General features: G+C 57.4%; 17 protein-coding genes and 1 pseudogene. 6 read left to right on the forward strand and 12 right to left on the reverse strand.

All coding sequences use genetic code 11. The features are described from left to right. Positions 1-11: 11 nt before the first annotated feature. The 4 genes from M9827_RS04895 to M9827_RS04910 all read right to left on the reverse strand — a co-directional run bounded on the left by M9827_RS04895 (position 12) and on the right by M9827_RS04910 (position 6,611). Positions 12-3,557: a calcium-binding protein gene (locus tag M9827_RS04895; protein WP_250603889.1), complete on the reverse strand. Its 3,546-nt coding sequence runs from the start codon at positions 3,555-3,557 to the stop codon at positions 12-14. 240 nt (positions 3,558-3,797) lie between these two features. Continuing rightward, on the reverse strand, positions 3,798-4,427 hold the full coding sequence (locus M9827_RS04900; RefSeq protein ID WP_250603891.1) for a LysE family translocator: 630 nt from the start codon (positions 4,425-4,427) through the stop codon (positions 3,798-3,800). 89 nt (positions 4,428-4,516) lie between these two features. Continuing rightward, positions 4,517-5,866: an NCS2 family permease gene (locus tag M9827_RS04905; RefSeq protein ID WP_250603893.1), complete on the reverse strand. Its 1,350-nt coding sequence runs from the start codon at positions 5,864-5,866 to the stop codon at positions 4,517-4,519. Positions 5,867-6,164: 298 nt separating this feature from the next. After that, positions 6,165-6,611 (reverse strand): MarR family winged helix-turn-helix transcriptional regulator, encoded by a 447-nt coding sequence (locus tag M9827_RS04910; protein ID WP_250603895.1) that lies wholly within the window; start codon positions 6,609-6,611, stop codon positions 6,165-6,167. Positions 6,612-6,693: 82 nt separating this feature from the next. On the opposite strand from M9827_RS04910, the gene M9827_RS04915 reads away from it, so the two are divergent. Next, a complete protein-coding gene (locus tag M9827_RS04915; protein ID WP_250603898.1) occupies positions 6,694-7,860 on the forward strand; it encodes an aminotransferase-like domain-containing protein in 1,167 nt (388 codons plus the stop codon). Between the two features lie 164 nt (positions 7,861-8,024). Here M9827_RS04915 and M9827_RS04920 read toward each other — a convergent pair whose 3' ends face one another. From M9827_RS04920 to M9827_RS04940, 5 genes are all read right to left on the reverse strand, one after another. Continuing rightward, positions 8,025-8,396: a glutathione S-transferase N-terminal domain-containing protein gene (locus tag M9827_RS04920; RefSeq protein ID WP_250603900.1), complete on the reverse strand. Its 372-nt coding sequence runs from the start codon at positions 8,394-8,396 to the stop codon at positions 8,025-8,027. Between the two features lie 103 nt (positions 8,397-8,499). Next, on the reverse strand, positions 8,500-9,045 hold the full coding sequence (folE, locus tag M9827_RS04925; RefSeq protein ID WP_003442011.1) for a GTP cyclohydrolase I FolE: 546 nt from the start codon (positions 9,043-9,045) through the stop codon (positions 8,500-8,502). Between the two features lie 78 nt (positions 9,046-9,123). Beyond that, positions 9,124-9,681: a Smr/MutS family protein gene (locus M9827_RS04930; RefSeq protein WP_250603902.1), complete on the reverse strand. Its 558-nt coding sequence runs from the start codon at positions 9,679-9,681 to the stop codon at positions 9,124-9,126. Positions 9,682-9,755: 74 nt separating this feature from the next. After that, complete coding sequence (locus M9827_RS04935) at positions 9,756-10,076, reverse strand: hypothetical protein (RefSeq protein ID WP_250603904.1); 321 nt, start codon at positions 10,074-10,076, stop codon at positions 9,756-9,758. A gap of 130 nt (positions 10,077-10,206) precedes the next feature. Beyond that, on the reverse strand, positions 10,207-10,797 hold the full coding sequence (locus tag M9827_RS04940) for a cysteine hydrolase family protein (protein WP_007914026.1): 591 nt from the start codon (positions 10,795-10,797) through the stop codon (positions 10,207-10,209). A 239-nt stretch (positions 10,798-11,036) separates the two neighbouring features. Between M9827_RS04940 and prmB the strand changes: the two genes are divergently transcribed. Continuing rightward, complete coding sequence (prmB, locus tag M9827_RS04945; RefSeq protein WP_103303798.1) at positions 11,037-11,945, forward strand: 50S ribosomal protein L3 N(5)-glutamine methyltransferase; 909 nt, start codon at positions 11,037-11,039, stop codon at positions 11,943-11,945. 91 nt (positions 11,946-12,036) lie between these two features. Here the strand turns inward: prmB and M9827_RS04950 are convergent, their stop codons facing one another. Together M9827_RS04950 and M9827_RS04955 are read right to left on the reverse strand one after the other, a co-directional pair. Further along, positions 12,037-12,828: a hypothetical protein gene (locus tag M9827_RS04950; protein WP_250603906.1), complete on the reverse strand. Its 792-nt coding sequence runs from the start codon at positions 12,826-12,828 to the stop codon at positions 12,037-12,039. 99 nt (positions 12,829-12,927) lie between these two features. After that, positions 12,928-13,881, reverse strand: coding sequence for an alpha/beta hydrolase (locus M9827_RS04955; protein ID WP_250604212.1), 954 nt, complete (start codon positions 13,879-13,881; stop codon positions 12,928-12,930). A gap of 130 nt (positions 13,882-14,011) precedes the next feature. On the opposite strand from M9827_RS04955, the gene aroC reads away from it, so the two are divergent. From aroC to M9827_RS27940, 4 genes and pseudogenes are all read left to right on the forward strand, one after another. Next, positions 14,012-15,103 (forward strand): chorismate synthase, encoded by a 1,092-nt coding sequence (aroC, locus tag M9827_RS04960; protein WP_064118641.1) that lies wholly within the window; start codon positions 14,012-14,014, stop codon positions 15,101-15,103. A gap of 34 nt (positions 15,104-15,137) precedes the next feature. Next, positions 15,138-16,283: an MFS transporter gene (locus M9827_RS04965; RefSeq protein WP_250603908.1), complete on the forward strand. Its 1,146-nt coding sequence runs from the start codon at positions 15,138-15,140 to the stop codon at positions 16,281-16,283. Positions 16,284-16,458: 175 nt separating this feature from the next. Then, a complete protein-coding gene (locus M9827_RS04970; RefSeq protein WP_250603910.1) occupies positions 16,459-17,004 on the forward strand; it encodes a 1,2-dihydroxy-3-keto-5-methylthiopentene dioxygenase in 546 nt (181 codons plus the stop codon). A gap of 12 nt (positions 17,005-17,016) precedes the next feature. Then, positions 17,017-17,135, forward strand: a pseudogene (locus M9827_RS27940) (acireductone synthase); the annotation flags it as partial. Positions 17,136-17,378: 243 nt separating this feature from the next. On the opposite strand, the gene M9827_RS04975 reads toward M9827_RS27940, so the two are convergent. Further along, positions 17,379-17,657, reverse strand: a complete 279-nt coding sequence (locus tag M9827_RS04975; protein ID WP_008080936.1) for a DUF3509 domain-containing protein — start codon at positions 17,655-17,657, stop codon at positions 17,379-17,381. Between the last annotated feature and the right edge of the window lie 384 nt (positions 17,658-18,041).

Consider the following 18,041-nt stretch of genomic DNA (forward strand, 5'->3'; position numbering starts at 1 on the left):
CGTGTCGCGCGTCAAGCCGCAGGTACGCTTATCAACGGAGGTGGCGCAAAGAGGGTGAGGTCTTGATGGCTGCAACGATTGATCACGTGCAATGCTGAATATTCAACACGGGATTTGTCGCTGCGCAGAATCCAGCCATACGCCGGAAAGTTGTAACTCAGCGCCCCGGGACGGTTGTTGGCGAGAACGATGTTGCTCACTTTGATCTCTTTATTGGCCATCGATGCTAAGACTTCGGGCAAGGCTTTCGCCGGCTCGGGTTCTTCAAAGAAACGTGCATCCAGGCCGTCCTGGTAGATCCTGTCGAAGGAAAGATCGACGGTATGGACGACACCTTTTTCGGTAATCACGCGTACTTGATCTATCAGGTCTTCGCTTTCGTATTCGGGCAGATGAATAATGCAGGTGCCGACGTGCAACTGGTTGTTTTCCAGTTTGATCTCGACTTTGCCAAGTTTTGTCGCATCGAGGTCCCAGGTGGAGGAGTAAGGCAGTCTGGCAGGGGCGTTCGCAAGTGCTCCCGGGGTAGACAATCTGATCGCTATATCGGCAACCAGATGAATCAGGTAGGTGGAGCCAGTACCTTCAAGATTCTGGATCGAGGTTTGCTCCGGGTAGGAAAAAAGCGAACCGCATCCCGCCCTGTCGAACTTGAAGGGTTTGGTGTCAGGCAATTCAAAGGGGGTCTGGTCTGTGCGACGTGGCAGCGGCAGTGAAAGCTGCGTTGTCCAGCGATCAAAGCCATACGGATCATGTTTTTTAAGGGGGCAAACATCGGTTTCTGGAGTCAGTCCTGCATTGATGGTGACGCCGCCTTTAAAAATGAGCACGACTCTGTAGTTGGGACGTGCGGCCATGGTTCTCAAGATCCTGGTCATGTTTCTGGGATCAGTTCCTCCCTCCGCGTAGGCGAATTCTTTAAGCTTCACTGTGTTTTGGCCAAAGTGATAAAGCAGATTACATCCTACGAAGAATTCTCGATTTTCTTTCCACTCGCCTGAGCCAAAGCGCGCCTCGACTTTTGTCAATTCGTTGATGTCGTAATCCAGATGCAAGCGAATGACTGCCTCAGTACGTTTCACCGCCCAGAGTGTCGTGTATTTCCTTGATCTTGGCAGGTAGTAACTCACCTCACGCTGATGATTGATCGAGCACTCGGGAGCGTGGAGGATAAGTGGCCTTTCGGGTGTTCCTTTTTTTACTACGACGACTTCGATTTCGAGGTTGTGGCCATTTTCTAGTCTGTCGGGCAGGTCTGGGGCATCAGGCAGTCTTAACGAGTAGCCGTCGCCGGTGATGAACGTGAATTTATTATTCTGCAATGTGAAGTTGTTTTCGTTTTTCTTATATACATCTTGAATGATTACTACGCTTTTCGGGTTGTCCGCGAATGCGAAGCGGGACCTGATGATCAGTGCGCCATTCTCGATCGTCCAGCTTTCGATCAGTTCGTATTTCCAGTTGAGCAAAACAATACTGTCATCTGCGCCGTCTTCGATGATGGCGATGCGGCCTGGTTTGTGACCGATGATGTATTCGTCAATGCCCGCTTCACCCGAGGCTGTCGCGCCTGGATACGACAGATGAATCTGATCATTCCCCGGCCCCGCATTGATGGTGTCTTCGCCGCGCGAATTAATGATGTTGCGTTGATCCGAACCGGTCACAACACTATTCGCCCCGCTGACCGTTTCAACATTCTCGATACTTTCGAGGCGGCTGTGGAGGGTATGTTTCTTGCCTTCTCTGGCCGATGGGTCGGTTGCGATTATCTGCAGGGTTTGTGCGAGCAGATCAACGTCATAGCCTTTTTTATCGGTACGGCGGGTGTAATTGTTACCAGCCAGAACTAAGGTATCGGTGCCTGCACCGCCTTTCAGTGTCGAGTATTCGGAAACCTGGACATCCTGTACAAGAAGATCTCCAGCCGTCTCAAACACGAAGCGGTCGTCTTTTTCACCTCCGGTCAGCTGTTTTTTTCCTGTCCGATAATGAAAGCTGTTTGGTTTGTTCTCAACGCCCTCGATCGTGTCCTGACCATCGCTGATGAACCACAGAATGCCTTTGTTAGCGCCCGCTGTTCCCAACTCCGCACCGGGCGTGTCCTTGGTAACTCCGTTGCGAGCATCAATGACGTCGTCGCCTCCCTTGATCTGCGGGATTTGTATCGTTTCCCAATAATCCTGTTTGGTCCACCAATTGCGCTTGAATACACGGGTAGGTTTGAGGTGGACTTCGAACTTGCCATTAACGATGGCTTCGGTTGTGTCCTTTAATTGGCCAACCAGCAGTTTTCTGGCTGTTTCTTTCAATTGTTTCGCGTGTTGGAATCTGGTTTTTGCCAGTAAATAGCGGTTTTGCACAGCCTGATCAGGCGCCATCATGCAGAACGAAAACCAGCCTGTGCGCCAACGCTCGTCCAGAGTCAGTTCGATGTAGTCATCAATGTCGTCGACCACGCGCACCGCACCATAAACTTGCGATCCGATGGCCAGGATCGCTCCAGCCGCAAGCCCGACGGGCCCTGCAAATGAAAAACCTGCCAACGCTGCCGCGCCAAGGATGACCGTCATGGCTGCGCTGGTAATACTCAATCCAGCGCTCACGTAGTGATCCATGGCTTCTTTTCCGACGGCACTGTCAGCGGCATTGATCGATCTGACCGCGGTGAAGATATCGAACGGCAATGTCAGTGCGCCGCCGATCAAGCCGCCGGAGCGACCCAGCCTCAGTGCAAACCGGGTTTTGGCAAAATCCAGCAGGGCCCCTTGCCCGGCCGAAAGCATATTCGACGCAATTTTGCTGACGGCGATGTCCACAACGATGGACCCCACTTCCGTACCAATGCCCACGCTGTTGATGACAACCTCGGTGGTGTTGTTTGCTTTGATAGCATCCACCACACCGCGCAACCCCATGAATATGCCGAAACCCTGAATGCCGACACTCGAACCCAGCGCGGCGTAACTTTTTGTCAGTGACACCCAGCGAGGGTTATGTTTGGGCATACTTGCGTGATACAGGTCCAGTTTCTGTGCCGAGCCCAGTAGTTTTACCAATTTTCTACGGTAGTTACCTTCGTCTGTCGCGGCTTGCGAACTGTCTCTTATCAGGTGCGGTGCTGTCAGCGGGCGTTCGCTGGCCATTTCAAACAGTAATGCCGGCAATAAGTAACGGTCCTGCCCCGATGACGATTTCATGTGGTGTTCAATCGCGACAGCGTCGAATTGCAGCGAGTTGATAAACGATCGCCTGGGTACCCGGGAGAAAGTATTCCTGCCGTTCAGTGGCTGCCCCTCGAAAGTTGCGCCCAAGGCATCGAGGGAAACTCGTGTGATTGAAATGTTACCTATTTGCAGCGGGCCGAACACCGAGTCGGCGATATGCAACTGATCTGTTTTGCTTTTGCTTTTTGGACTTGTTGTTTCATCGGTGGTGCGTTTGAGATCAATGGTCGAGGCATGATGCTCATTGCTTTCAAAGCGCATGTCTGTAATGACGACAGCGTCGGTGATTTCCGCAGTTTCCAATAACGCGTTGCTTATCATGGTGGCCATCTGAACTTCCTTGTTCTGGCAGATTTTTGTTAATGCAAGTTGTGATAGTACGGTCGCTTTTATAACGATGTACATCAACGGGTTGTTGCTGTGTATTGCGCGTCAGAGAGGCAATTGTTATGGCGGGGAGATGTAACGAGCAACACGCGAGGTTGCCGGGAATGCCATCCTCGACTTGAGTTTCTCAAGTCAGGATGGCGACAGATAGACAATAAACGCTGACTCGGTGATTCAGGTGTTTTAGTGGCTGCTGAGCAACGATGCCGCGCCCGCGCCACCGAACAAACCGGCACTGATGCGGTTGAACCAGCTCTGTCCTTTGCCGCTGCGCAAATAACGCGCTGCGCCGTGGGCGCCGAGTCCGTAGGCCAGCTTGCACAGCAGATCCAACAAGGTCCAAGTGGCAATCATCACCAGCAATTGCGGTAGGAAAGGCTGTTCGGCGCTGAGGAATTGCGGCAGGAAAGCGGCAAAAAACAGGATGTCTTTCGGGTTGCTGGCGCCCAATACAAAGGCGCGTCCGAACAACGCGCGAAAGCGTGGAACAGCGGCCGCTTGTGGCACGACGGCGCCCACCGATGGCTGACGCGATTGCTGCCAGCTCTGCCAGGCCAGGTAGAACAGGTACAACCCGCCGACGATTTTCAGGGCACTGAACAGTTGCTCCGATGCCAGCAACAAGGCGCCCAGCCCCAGCGCAGAAGCACTGAGCAGGCAGATCGAGGCGAATACACCACCGAGAAATGCCGGATAAGAACGGCGCAACCCAAAGTTCAGACTGTTGCTGATCATCAACAACGACAATGGCCCCGGAATCAGGATCACCACTAATGCAGCGCCGCTGAACAGCAGCCAGGTTTCCAGACTCATCACTTTCCTCCTTTTTTGTTGTACTCAAGAATGCGCAAAAGCCCCACCCGATCGGGTGAGGCCGTGTTGAAGCCAGAACCGCGTGACGCTTACAAGAAGATGAACTTGGCGATGAAGATCGCGCAGAGCACCCACAGGCTCACGGAAATTTCCTTGTACTTGCCGGTACCGGCCTTCAACGCCACGTAGGTGATGAAGCCCAGCGCGATGCCGTCGGCGACCGAGAAGGTCAGTGGCATCATGATCGCAGTCACGATCGCCGGGATGGCGTCAGTGGCTTCGTCCCATTCGATGTGGGCCATGCCGCCCATCATCAGCATCGCAACGTAGATCAGTGCACCGGCGGTGGCGTAAGCGGGAATCATGCCGGCCAGCGGTGCGAAAAACATCGCCGCTATAAATAGCACACCTACGGTGACTGCGGTAAGACCAGTCCGACCACCAGCGGCTACGCCAGCGGCACTTTCCACATAGCTTGTTACGGGAGGAACACCGACCACGGCACCGAAGACGCTGGAGGCACTGTCGGCTTTCATCGCGCGCGAGAGGTTTTCGATGCGGCCATCAGCGTTGACCAGATTGGCGCGCTGGGCGACGCCCATCAGGGTGCCGGCGGTGTCGAACATGTGTACAAAGAGGAAGGCCAGGACCACGCTGATCATGCTGACGTTAAACACGCCGGCGACGTTCATGGCCATGAAGGTCGGGGCCAGACTCGGCGGAGTCGACATGATCCCTTCGTAGTGCACGATGCCCAACCCCCAACCGGCCAAGGTCACGGTGATGATGCTGATGAGGATTGCGCCGAAGACTCGGTGATAGCTGAGGATCGCGATCATCAGAAAGCAGATGGCCGCGAGCAGCGGGCCTGGTTCGCGCAGGGAGCCGAGTTTGATCAATGTCGCTGGACTGTCGACGACGATACCCGCGGTTTTCAGGCCGATCAGGCCGAGAAACAAGCCCACACCCGCACCCATCGCAAAGCGCAGGCTGACCGGAATACTGTTGAGCAGCCATTCACGAATCCGCGAGAAAGTCAGGATCATGAACAACACACCGGAGACGAATACCGCACCCAGCGCGGTTTCCCAGTTGTAGCCCATGGTGCCGACCACGGTGTAGGTGAAGAAGGCGTTGAGGCCCATGCCCGGTGCCAGGCCTACCGGCCAGTTGGCGTACAGGCCCATCAACAGGCAGCCAAGTGCGGCGGCGATACAGGTGGCGACGAAGGCTGCACCGTGGTCGATTCCGGCATCGGCCATGATGTTCGGGTTGACGAAGATGATGTAAGCCATGGTGATGAAGGTTGTCAGACCGGCAATCAGCTCGGTCTTCACCGTGGTGCCATGCAAGCTGAGTTTAAACAGACGTTCCAGCAAGCCACTGCGTAATGGTGGCGCGAGGTCCAGCGTCGATGCTTCGGATTTGCGGCTTTCCACAGCGAGTACTCCTCAAGAGTTTTATTGTTATTTCCAGGGCCGGACCCATGAGGGGTGGCAGCGGCCCTTTGAGGCATACGCGAATTTGTTGACCATGCGGTCAGGAACTCGCACGCTGTGGATTATGCTTTTGTGTACAAATAAAGCAAATATTGTTTTTGATTTTGTTTACGAAAGTTCCGTCGATAGGGATATATCGCCCTTGATGGCCCCATCGCTGGCAAGCCAGCTCCCACAATGATCTCTGGTGTCCACAAAACCTGTGGAAGCTGGCTTGCCAGCGATGAGGCCCGAACAATCAATCGATAACTGTCTGGGTATTCCCCAGAGCCAAATTCACCGCCAACCACCCATTCACCGCCGCCTCGCCAGCCTCGGCAAACACTCGCTCCAGCAATTTCACCTGCTCACGCCGCAGCGCCTGTTCAAACTTCGCGCCTTCGGCCGTCAGCTCCAGCAGACGCTTTCGCTTGTCGGCCTCCGACGCGACGCTGTCGACCAGATGCATTTCCTGTAACTGCCGCAATGGCATGTTCAGCGCCTGCTTGCTCACACCGAGCAAGGCCAGCAGCTCTTTCACGCTCAAATTCGGATAACGCGCGATGAAAAACACAATGCGCTGATGCACCCGCGACAAGCCACGGCGTTCCAGCATTTCATCAGCCTTGGCGGTAAACGCCTGGTAGCCGAAGAAAAACGCTTCCATCGCCTGTTGTTGGCTGGCGGGGTTTTTAAGGTCAAGCATGTTGACGTACTCGCTCAAGCTGTCGTAATTTCAGTCAACCAGTTTGACTCAATTTTCCCATGCTTTGCTACCGGTGACTTCCATGGCTTTTTCCGAACGTGTCGCGCGCCTTAAAAGTTCTTTGATCCGTGAAATCCTTGCTGCCGCCCAACGTCCGGAGGTCATGTCGTTCGCGGGCGGCTTGCCGGCCGAAGCCATGCTGCCGAAGGTCGAGTGGGCCGACATGCCACTGTCGCTTGGCCAATACGGCATGAGCGAAGGTGAGCCGGCATTGCGCGAAGCGCTGGCAGCGGAGGCGAGGGCGCTTGGCCTGGCGTGCACGGCAAGTCAGGTGCTGGTGGTCAGCGGTTCGCAACAAACCCTCGATCTGGCGGCCAAGCTGTACATCGACAAGGGCACGGAAATTCTGCTTGAAGCGCCGACCTATCTCGCCGCACTGCAAATTTTCCAGCTGTTCGGCGCCGATTGCCTGACTGTGCCGCAAGAGGCCGACGGCCCGAACCTGACGCAATTGCGCAGTCGTCTTGAACAGCACCGGCCAGCATTCATCTACCTGATCCCGACGTTCCAGAATCCGTCCGCCGTGCGCTACAGCGAAGCCAAGCGTGCAGCCGTAGCGGCATTGCTCGATGAATTCGGTGTCACCCTGATCGAAGATGAACCCTACCGCGAACTGACATTCGATGGCGGTAGCGCGAAACCGATTGCCGGGCGTCTGCAGAGGGCGAGCTGGATCTACACCGGCACCGTGTCGAAAACCTTGTTGCCCGGTTTACGCGTCGGTTACTTGATCGCCAGTCCGGACCTGTTCCCGCATCTGCTCAAACTCAAGCAATCGGCAGATCTGCACACTAACCGCATCGGTCAGTGGCAGGCGTTGCAGTGGATCGGCAGCGACAAGTATCAGCAGCATCTGAGCGAGTTGCGCGGCTTCTATCGAGAGCGGCGCGATGCCTTTCAGGCGGCGCTGGAAACACACTTTTCTGATCTGGCCGACTGGAACATGCCACAGGGCGGGCTGTTTTTCTGGCTGACGTTGAAGCAGCCGCTGGACACGCGAACGTTGCTCAATGAAGCGTTGGCCAATGATGTGGCGTTCATGCCGGGGGAGCCGTTCTTTCCGGAACCGGATAACAACCTTGGGCATTTGCGCTTGAACTTCAGCCACATCGATCCGGCGCGACTGAATGAAGGATTGAAGCGATTGGCGGCAGTGGTGCGCCAGGCGCAGCTAGAGAAAGCGGCCTGAAAAAATAAACCGGCTCACAGGCCGGTTTATTTTTGACTGGGATTTGCCGTGGCTGAGAGGGCCTCATCGCTGGTGAGCCAGCTCCCACAGTGATCCGTGGCGTTCACAAAACCTGTGGGAGCTGGCTTGCCAGCGATGAGGCCATCAGCATCACCACATAATCATCAGACCGTCGCGAAGCGCTTATCCAGATAATCAATAATCACCTTGGACTCATACATCCACGTCGTCTGGCCATTCTCTTCAATGCGCAGGCAAGGCACTTTGATCCGGCCGCCCTGATCCAGCAGCGTCTGACGATCCTGCTCGTTGTTCTTCGCATCCTTGAGCGCTACCGGCACATTCAAACGGCGTAGCGTGCGGCGGGTTTTCACGCAGAACGGGCACGCATGGAACTGATACAGGGTCAGGCCTTTCGCGGCGGCATTGACCTGCGCCTGAGTTTCGGCAGGGCGCTGTTTCTTGCCCGGTCGAGTGATGAAGTCGATGAAGATAACCAGTTGGCCGAGGCCGACACGAAGCGCTTTGACGAACACGTTTAAAGCCTCACGGTGCAATTGAGAAAGGCGCGCAGCTTACCCGATTTTTCTCGGGCGAAAAAAAACCGGCGATGAATGCCGGTTTTCTTCACAGCGCAAATTACTTGATGAGGCTGAGGAATTCGCTGCGGGTCGCTGCGTTTTCACGGAACTCACCGAGCATCACCGAAGTGATCATCGACGAATTCTGCTTCTCGACACCGCGCATCATCATGCACATGTGCTTGGCCTCGATCACCACGGCTACGCCCAGCGCGCCGGTGACTTGCATCACCGCATCGGCGATCTGACGGCTGAGGTTTTCCTGGATCTGCAGACGGCGGGCGTACATGTCGACGATCCGTGCGACCTTCGACAGGCCCAGCACTTTGCCGCTCGGGATGTACGCAACATGCGCCTTGCCGATGAACGGCAGCAGATGGTGTTCGCACAACGAGTACAACTCGATGTCCTTGACCAGCACCATTTCGCTGTTGTCGGAGCTGAACAGGGCACCGTTGGTGACCTCTTCAAGCGTCTGTTCATAACCGCGGCAGAGGTACTGCATGGCTTTGGCGGCACGCTTCGGCGTGTCGAGCAGGCCCTCGCGGGACACGTCCTCGCCCAATTGGCCGAGAATCGCGGTGTAATTCTGTTCCAGGGACATGAAACTACCTGTGGGGGATTTTCGCAAAGGGCAAGGGTACGGTGGCGGACACAACCCTGCAAGTTCGGTGTAACGCGATTATTCGTCGCGGCCTTCCATCATGGTGCGTTTGAGCATCACGTAAACCGCGCCGGCGCCGCCGTGTTTCGCTTGGCACGAGCAGAAGCCCAGCACTTGGGCGTGCTGGCGCAACCAGGTGTTGACGTGGCTTTTGATCATTGGCCGCTTTCCGTCCAGGCGCACAGCCTTGCCATGGGTGACGCGCACGCAGCGGATTTCGAATCTGGTCGCTTCGGCGAGAAATGCCCAGAGCGTTTCCCGGGCCTTTTCCACGCTCATGCCATGCAGGTCGAGGCTGCCTTCGAACGGAATCTGGCCGACCTTGAGCTTGCGCATCTGACTTTCCTGCACGCCGTCGCGCGACCACATCAACTCGTCTTCCGGGCCGACGTCGATTACGAACTGATCAGACAGACCATCCACGGTAGCGGTGTCGGTGCGCACGGTGGCGGACTGGCGCAGCTTGGCGATCTGTGCGCGGTCAGCCTTGGGTTTGCCGGTGTCGGCGCGGTCATGCTTGATCGGCTTGACGCCTTGGATCGCACTTTTGAACAGGGAAAAATCGTCGTCTTGCATGTCAGCCTCCGCGAAGGGCGGCCAGTTTACCCAAGTCGAAACAAAACGGCCCGGCAAAAAGCCAGGCCGGTGATTCAGTCGTGTTTTTTCATCAGGTGCGGGGACATGTTCAGCTCCCGCGATTGCCGGGCGCGCCGGCGGCAGCGACGCCACAGGGCGACACCGAAATACAGAAACAGCAAGCCGACCGCCAGAATGATCGCCGACCCCACCGGCGTGGCATTCAAATCACCGAGCGCCGGCGGGCGCCCGAGCAGGCTGGCGGCCCCGGCCATCGCCAGCAGCACGCCGAACGTCGCCAGAATGGCGGCGATCGCCGCGCCGAAGCGAAAACGCCAGTTGCTTTGGCCTTTGGGCCGCAAGCGGCGTGCGTCAAATCCATCGGATAACTTCATTCCGACCTTCCTCAATGGGTATCGGCCCTTCGACCGGGAGTTGACCGGGTTGTTCCTGAGGCTATGGCATTTGCGGCAAATGAGAGGATTTTGCAGATGAGCGGCGCCGTGAGCCGCTCATCAGGGCAGATCAGATCAGGTCTTGAGTCAGCGCGAGGGTGGCGAAGTTGTCCGCCATGATCGCCATTTCGGCTTCCTGCACTACGGCGGCGCTGAGCACGCGGCCCTTGAACGGCAGGTCGCGGGTGGCGCAGGCGTCTTCGACCAGGGTGCAACGGAAGCCCAGATTCTTTGCCGCACGTACGGTGGTGCTGACGCTGGAGTGGCTCATGAAACCGCAGACGATCAGGTCCAGCGAGCCGAGGTTTTGCAAACGGTCCAACAACTCGGTGCCGTGGAACGCGCTCGGCAGCAGTTTGCCGATAATGGTTTCATCGCCCTGTGGCTCGAGGCCGGGGATGAATTCGCCGCGTTCGCCCTGCGGGTCGAACAGGCCGCCGACGGTGCCGAGGTGACGCACGTGCACGATCGGCCGACCGGCTGCACGGGCTGCGGCAACCACTTGCTTGATGTTCGCGACGGCCGCGTCCATGCCGCTCAGGGCCAGCGGGCCACTGAGATATTCTTTCTGGGCATCGATGATGACCACGGTGGCATGGCTCAGTGTGGCCGCTGCGTAACCGCGACCGCTGAGTTGAAACATCGTTTTTGGAACGGACATTCTGGGGCTCCTTGGGGTGGGGCTTTTGCGACATTGTCCTCTGGCTGAGCGGTTCTGTGAATCGCTACCATCGTAAGCACCGTCGTTATTGGCCTGCAGCCTTGTCAAGTTACACGTTCTGTTCAATAGCTGATGCAAAAAACAGAAAACTCCTACCGTTGCCGCGATGTTTTTCCTGCGTCGTCGTCACGCGTTTTGGCTGCTAGAATCGCCAGTCGTTTTTTCTGGAGTTCTGCCCCGTGATCACTTCCCGACTTCGTACCCTGCGCGACCACATCCGTTGGGCCGTCAGCCGCTTCCATGGGGAGGATCTGTTTTTCGGCCATGGCACCGACAATGCCTGGGACGAAGCCCGTCAACTCGTGCTCGGTGCATTGCACCTGCCATGGGAAATCGCCGACAGCTATCTCGATTGCGCGCTGGAAGACGACGAGCTGGTCAATTTGCAGCGTTTGCTCAAGCGCCGTATCGAAGAGCGCATTCCGACCGCTTACCTGTTGGGTGAGGCGTGGTTCTGCGGCATGTCGTTCATCGTCGATGAGCGTGTGTTGATCCCGCGTTCGCCGATTGGCGAGCTGATCGAAAACCGCTTTGCTCCGTGGATCGGCAACGAACCTGCTCGAATTCTCGACCTGTGCACCGGTTCCGGTTGCATCGGTATCGCCTGTGCCTACGAGTTCCAGAACGCCGAAGTGGTGCTGGCCGATCTGTCGTTCGAAGCGCTGGAAGTGGCCAACCAGAACATCGAGCGGCATGGCGTCGATGAGCGCGTCTACACCGTGCAGGGCGATGGTTTTGATGGCCTGCCGGGCCAGCGTTTCGACCTGATCGTGTCGAACCCGCCTTATGTGGATGCGGAAGATTTCGCTGACATGCCGGACGAATATCAGCATGAACCGGAGCTGGGCCTGGCCTGTGGCGACGATGGTTTGAATCTGGTGCGACGCATGCTCGCTGAAGCGGCCGATCATCTGACCGAGAAGGGGTTGTTGATTGTCGAGGTGGGCAACAGCCAGGTACACGTTGACGCGTTGTACCCGGAAGTCGATTTCGCCTGGCTGGAATTCGAGCGCGGCGGGCATGGTGTGTTCATGCTGACGGCCGAGCAGTGCCGCAACCATCAGGCGCTGTTCGCTTCCCGCGTCTAAAGCCTAAAAGCAAAGATCGCAGCCTTCGGCAGCTCCTACAGGTGTACACCAATCCCAATGTAGGAGCTGCCGAAGGCTGCGATCTTTTGATCTACCGGTGCGTAGCAATCCAGATCAGAAGCCCCGCCTGAAACACCGCAAACGCCACCAGACAGGTAATGGTGAAACGCAATCCGGCGTCTTCACGCTTGAACTTGCTGACCTTCTCTTCCTGCTTCTTCAGCTTCACTTCCTGCTCGGCCAGATTCTGTTCGGCCTGCTGAAGCATCTGCGCCGCTTCAAGAATCTCGACGATCTGCAGCTTCTCGCTGTTCCAGTCGCCGAGCAAATCGCCTACCAGCACATCCTTGACGCTGCCTTTCAAATGCTGGGCATCGGCGTACGCCACATCAAAACCATGCACCCGCAGGAAATGATCGCGACGCAGGCGCGTGTCTTCGTTCAGCGCGTCCTTGTTGTTCAAGTCCATGCCGTCGACGGTGTAGGTCGGCCAGCGTTTTTTCGCCCAGTTGATGCCTTGCGCGGCCATGTATCGGCCGATGCCACGGTTCATGGGTTCGATCTGCAAGCCGCTGTCGGGGCCGAAGTGCACACGCTTGCTGGCGTGATCGGCCCAGACATCCAGATGATTCTGTTCTTTGCGCACCCGCTGGCCGGGCAGTTTGATCGCCATGCGCAGCAGGCTTTTTTCTTTGCTGTTGCGCTCGGCATAGCCGAATTCAACGAAGCGCAAAGGGCGGCCGCCAGTGTTGCGATCGGTCTGCAGCGGGGCCAGGCGGAGCATCTTGTGGTGCTCGACGTGGACATCCGCCCACGGCAGCTCGACCGCTGGCGGTGCGTCTTTTTCAGCGGTGGTGTCGGGTGAAGTCTGGGTATCAGTCATAACGGCGAGATCCTGTCCAAGCCCTGCTTGTCGCCAGTCGTTGCGCTGGCGACAAAGGCTTATCGGCCGTTTTTTGCAGGACTGGAGGGTAAAACGCGCTTAACTGGAGCGAAGTCCGTCAATAAACTCGATGATCTTCGCGCCAAGTTCTGCGGCCAGCGGCAAATTTGGATCCTTGTACGAAGCCAATTGCCGCTTCATATCGTTGTGGACGATGCGCATGACGTGGTTCATGCCGTCGATCACTACAAGTTCGGCGTCCGGTTTGGCAACCTTGAGCAGCTTCGCGTCTTCGGTACCGACCTGGATGTCGTTGCTGCCCTGAACGATCAGTGCCGGCATCTTCAATTGCGCGAAGGCTTTCGCTGGATCCTGACGGAACAGCGAAATCAGATACGGCTGCACGCTCGGGCGGAAAATCACCTGCAACGGTTGCGGCACATTTTCATCAGTGTGGCCGGCCTTGAGGCTGTCGAGCAGTTCATTACTGCGCAACATCAGCGGTGGTGGCAGGCTGCGGGCCAGTTGCTCGCGGATCACTTGATCGACCGGTCGGGCGCTGCCGGACAGGGAAATCACCGCTGCGGCATCGACTTTCGGTGCAGCGAGGCTGGCAATCAACGCGCCTTCACTGTGGCCGAGCAGGATCAGCTTGCCGAAACGCGGGTCGGCCTTGAGCTTCTGCCCCCATGCCACCGCGTCCGCCGCATAGGCCTCGACCGACAAATTGCGCTCATCCGGCGTCGCCGCGAGGCTCGCCGCAACACCGCGTTTGTCGTAACGCACGCTGGCGATGTTGTGTTTGGCCAGCACCCACGCCAGCCGTTTCAAGCTGTCGTTGCGCCCGCCGTCAGGGTTGTTTCCGTCGCGATCCGTAGGGCCGGAGCCAGAAATGATCAGGACAACCGGCACCGGACTGTCGGACTTTGGCAGCAGCAGCGAGCCGAAAAGCTCGCCAGTGCCGGTATCCAGAGTTACCGGGCGTTGTAGGACCGTCGCTTGGGCAAAGCCCGTAAACAGGGTAAGACTCAAGATCAAAACTCGCAGCATCATCACGCCATCATTCGCCAAGGTGCCGGTTGGACTCGCCAGCACCACTAAGGTTCGAGGATGAACTACTCGGTTAGCCTGCGTATACTGGCGCGCATCACGAATTTGGGTTTGATTTCACGGAGCGTCCTGCATGTCCGGCAATACCTACGGCAAGTTGTTCACTGTCACCACCGCTGGCGAGAGCCATGGTCCGGCGTTGGTCGCCATTGTCGACGGCTGCCCGCCGGGCCTGGAGATCTCCCTCGAAGACTTGCAGCGCGACCTTGATCGCCGCAAGCCCGGCACCAGCCGCCACACCACCCAGCGTCAGGAAGCCGACGAAGTCGAAATCCTCTCCGGCGTGTTCGAAGGGCGTACCACTGGCTGCTCGATCGGCCTGTTGATCCGCAACACCGACCAGAAGTCCAAGGACTACTCGGCGATCAAGGATCTGTTCCGCCCGGCCCACGCCGACTACACCTACCACCACAAATACGGTGAGCGCGACTACCGTGGCGGCGGCCGCAGCTCCGCGCGCGAAACCGCGATGCGCGTGGCGGCGGGTGCGATTGCCAAGAAATACCTGGCAACCCAAGGCATCGTCATTCGTGGCTACATGAGCCAGCTCGGCCCGATCGAAATTCCGTTCAAGACCTGGGATTCGGTGGAAGAGAACGCCTTCTTCAGCCCGGACCCGGACAAGGTGCCGGAACTGGAAGCCTATATGGATCAGTTGCGTCGCGATCAGGACTCGGTCGGCGCGAAGATCACCGTGGTCGCCGAGGGCGTCATGCCGGGTCTGGGCGAGCCGATTTTCGACCGTCTCGACGCCGAACTGGCCCATGCGCTGATGAGCATCAACGCGGTCAAAGGCGTGGAAATCGGCGCCGGTTTCGCCTCGGTTGCCCAGCGCGGCACCGAGCACCGCGATGAAATGACCCCGCAAGGTTTCCTCAGCAACAACGCGGGCGGCATCCTCGGTGGCATCTCGTCCGGTCAGCCGATCGTTGCCCATCTGGCCTTGAAACCAACGTCGAGCATCACCACCCCGGGCCGTTCGATCGACATCCACGGCAACCCGGTCGATGTGATCACCAAGGGCCGTCACGATCCGTGTGTCGGTATCCGCGCCACGCCGATTGCCGAAGCGATGATGGCGATCGTGCTGATGGACCACCTGCTGCGTCACCGTGGCCAGAACGCCGATGTGCGCGTGAGCACGCCGGTGCTGGGTCAGCTTTGATGGTTGATCGCAAAGCCGTCGCGGCATAACCGGCGTGGCGGCGCTCCCTTACTGGCGGCTGTCCAGTTTCTATCTGTTCTATTTCGCCTTGCTCGGTTCGACAGCGCCGTTTCTGGCGCTGTACTTCGACCACCTCGGCTTCAGTCCGGCGCGGATTGGTGAGCTGGTCGCGATCCCGATGCTGATGCGCTGCGTGGCGCCGAACATCTGGGGCTGGCTCGGTGATTACACCGGCAAACGCCTGGCCATCGTGCGTTTCGGCGCGGTGTGCACGCTGCTGACTTTTTCGTTGATCTTCGTCAGCAAGACCTACGCCTGGCTGGCGATGGTCATGGCGCTGCACGCGTTCTTCTGGCATGCAGTGCTGCCGCAGTTCGAAGTCATCACCCTGGCGCATTTACAAGGCCAGACCTCACGTTACAGCCAGATCCGCTTGTGGGGCTCGATCGGCTTCATCATCACCGTGGTTGCACTGGGGAGGCTGTTCGAATGGCTGAGCCTCGACATCTATCCGGCGGCGCTGGTGCTGATCATGGCCGGCATCGTCCTCAGCAGTCTGTGGGTGCCAAACGCGCAACCGCCGCAAGGCAATCGGCCAGGCGGGGAGGGCTTCCTCAAACAACTGCGCAACCCCGGCGTGCTGGCGTTTTATGGCTGCGTCGCGCTGATGCAACTGAGCCATGGGCCTTATTACACCTTTCTGACCCTGCACCTTGAACGGCTCGGTTACAGCCGTGGCGTGATCGGCATGCTCTGGGCCGTGGGTGTCGTTGCCGAAGTGTTGATGTTCATGGCGATGAGCCGGATTCTCGCGCGGTTTTCGTTGCGTCGGGTGCTGATGGCGAGTTTTCTCCTGGCGGCGCTGCGCTGGGTGCTGCTAGGTTCGTTCGCCGAATTCCTGTGGGTGTTGTTGTTCGCGCAGGTCTTGCACGCGGCGACCTTCGGCAGTTTTCACGCCGCTGCCATCGCGTTTGTGCAACGTAGCTTCGGCGCGCGTCAGCAAGGGCAGGGCCAGGCGCTTTACGCCGCGTTGGCCGGCACCGGCGGTGCGCTCGGCGCGTTGTATGCCGGTTACAGCTGGAATGCCCTTGGCGCGACATTGACCTTTAGTATTGCCAGCCTCGCGGCGCTCGCTGCTGCCGTTATCATTGCCACACGTATGCAAGAGGACAGGCCATGAGCCTCGCTGCTGATCGAGGCCTTTGAATTTCTGTTTGAATGCGAGTTGAAAACCCGCAGCGCCATGAACCGCCAAGGCTGACTTCACCAGAAGCAGCACCTTTGCCTGATGAAATGCTGTGCCCGACCGGTCTGCAAGAGCCGGAAGGCAAGGCCGATACCGAGGAATTTCCCCAATGAGCAGCCTGTCCGTCTATCACGTCTCAAGTCCCGAGATTCCCAACAAGGTCCTGACCCACTTCGAAGACATCGCCTCGACTCTGGCCGAGCAGGGCGTGCGTTTCGACCGCTGGCAAGCGACTGCGAAGATCCAGCCGGGTGCAACCCAGGAAGAAGTGATCAGCGCGTATAAAGAGCAGATCGACACACTGATGACCGAGCGCGGTTACATCACTGTCGACGTGATCAGCCTGAACAGCGATCACCCGCAAAAAGCCGAGCTGCGCGCCAGGTTCCTTGAAGAACATCGCCATGGCGAAGACGAAGTACGCTTTTTCGTCGCCGGCCGTGGCTTGTTTACTCTGCACATCGACGATTACGTCTACGCCGTACTCTGCGAAAAGAACGATCTGATCTCGGTGCCGGCCGGCACCAAACACTGGTTCGACATGGGCGAGCATCCGCACTTCGTGGCGATTCGTCTGTTCAACAACCCGGAAGGCTGGGTCGCCAACTTCACCGGCGAAGACATCGCCGGCCGTTTCCCGCGGCTGGAGGACTGAGCCGGTGTCGATCAAATCGAGGCCGTGCGTCGTGACAGCAATGCGCCGCAAGCCGATTTGATCGGGTTGTTGAAATTCTCTGGAGCTGGATTGAGGAAGATCGCAAAGCCGCGCCGCTCAAGGCCTTGAAGCCACATGACCGTCGACACGTTCACCGGCATGGAACCGGAAGCCTTTTGATCACACCGATTTAGTGTGGGAGCGAGCCTGCTCCGCGCGGCGTTCCGACGAAAGTGTCCGTTCAGCCAGCCTTTTCAGTGGCTGACACACCCATTTGCGAGCAGGCTCGCTGCCAGAAGGTTGTGCGCAAGCCACAAAAAACCGGCCGTGAAGCGAAAGCTCCACGGCCGGTTTTGTTTAAAACGCTTTAAAAATTACAGCGAGTGATACGTCGGCAGAGCAAAACGCTGCTGGCTCTGCAGCATGGCAATTTGCGGCAACTCGCTGGCTTGTTCAGCCAGGTCGCGGCGAATTGCACTGATCGCCCACGACAGTTGGTCGCCGGCATGCAGTTGCTGGTAGGTCAGTGCGCGTTTAAATACTTTGCCGTCGCTGCTGCGCAGCGTCAGCAGGATCCCGCCATCGGGACGTGGCGCAGTGGTGACGTCGAAGTTGGAGAACAGGGAGGTAAATTTTTCTTGGATCAGGCTCATGTTTTTCAGCTCCGTATGCACTTGAATGGCAAGCATGCAGAGGAGGTTGCAGCGATTGTGCCAGCATTTGAAAATAAAAAAATCTTTGTAAATCAACGAGTTAAAAATAATCAAAATTCAGGTCGTCGTGCAAACTGCATGAATGGCCATCGTGCATCCTGCATTTTGCGTGATCGATGTCGAATCGATGGAACCAATCGCTGATCCGCAGATCACCTGCGCTCCGTAAAGATCAGCGGATACAAAACATTGCAAAAACCGCGTGTACAGCCCGAGAAGCGCTGACGTATTTTCGATCTCGACCCGCGCTCCAAGGCGCCGGTTGCTTCAAGCCAAAGCCCGAAAAATAAAAACATCGACCTGCATGCCAAGGTCGAACGGGGA

Source organism: Pseudomonas sp. AKS31, from assembly GCF_023634765.1.
Classification (GTDB): Bacteria; Pseudomonadota; Gammaproteobacteria; order Pseudomonadales; family Pseudomonadaceae; genus Aquipseudomonas.

What these genes read in the sequence shown, in the direction of transcription:
- M9827_RS04940 (WP_007914026.1), bottom strand. Translation starts at nt 10,797, where the DNA reads ATGTCCGTTCCAAAAACGATGTTTCAACTCAGCGGTCGCGGTTACGCA.
- M9827_RS04895 (WP_250603889.1), bottom strand. Translation starts at nt 3,557, where the DNA reads ATGGCCACCATGATAAGCAACGCGTTATTGGAAACTGCGGAAATCACC.
- M9827_RS04950 (WP_250603906.1), bottom strand. Translation starts at nt 12,828, where the DNA reads ATGACTGATACCCAGACTTCACCCGACACCACCGCTGAAAAAGACGCA.
- aroC (WP_064118641.1), top strand. Translation starts at nt 14,012, where the DNA reads ATGTCCGGCAATACCTACGGCAAGTTGTTCACTGTCACCACCGCTGGC.
- M9827_RS04930 (WP_250603902.1), bottom strand. Translation starts at nt 9,681, where the DNA reads ATGCAAGACGACGATTTTTCCCTGTTCAAAAGTGCGATCCAAGGCGTC.
- M9827_RS04935 (WP_250603904.1), bottom strand. Translation starts at nt 10,076, where the DNA reads ATGAAGTTATCCGATGGATTTGACGCACGCCGCTTGCGGCCCAAAGGC.
- M9827_RS04955 (WP_250604212.1), bottom strand. Translation starts at nt 13,881, where the DNA reads ATGATGCTGCGAGTTTTGATCTTGAGTCTTACCCTGTTTACGGGCTTT.
- folE (WP_003442011.1), bottom strand. Translation starts at nt 9,045, where the DNA reads ATGTCCCTGGAACAGAATTACACCGCGATTCTCGGCCAATTGGGCGAG.
- M9827_RS04975 (WP_008080936.1), bottom strand. Translation starts at nt 17,657, where the DNA reads ATGAGCCTGATCCAAGAAAAATTTACCTCCCTGTTCTCCAACTTCGAC.
- M9827_RS04900 (WP_250603891.1), bottom strand. Translation starts at nt 4,427, where the DNA reads ATGAGTCTGGAAACCTGGCTGCTGTTCAGCGGCGCTGCATTAGTGGTG.
- M9827_RS04910 (WP_250603895.1), bottom strand. Translation starts at nt 6,611, where the DNA reads ATGCTTGACCTTAAAAACCCCGCCAGCCAACAACAGGCGATGGAAGCG.
- M9827_RS04970 (WP_250603910.1), top strand. Translation starts at nt 16,459, where the DNA reads ATGAGCAGCCTGTCCGTCTATCACGTCTCAAGTCCCGAGATTCCCAAC.
- M9827_RS04915 (WP_250603898.1), top strand. Translation starts at nt 6,694, where the DNA reads ATGGCTTTTTCCGAACGTGTCGCGCGCCTTAAAAGTTCTTTGATCCGT.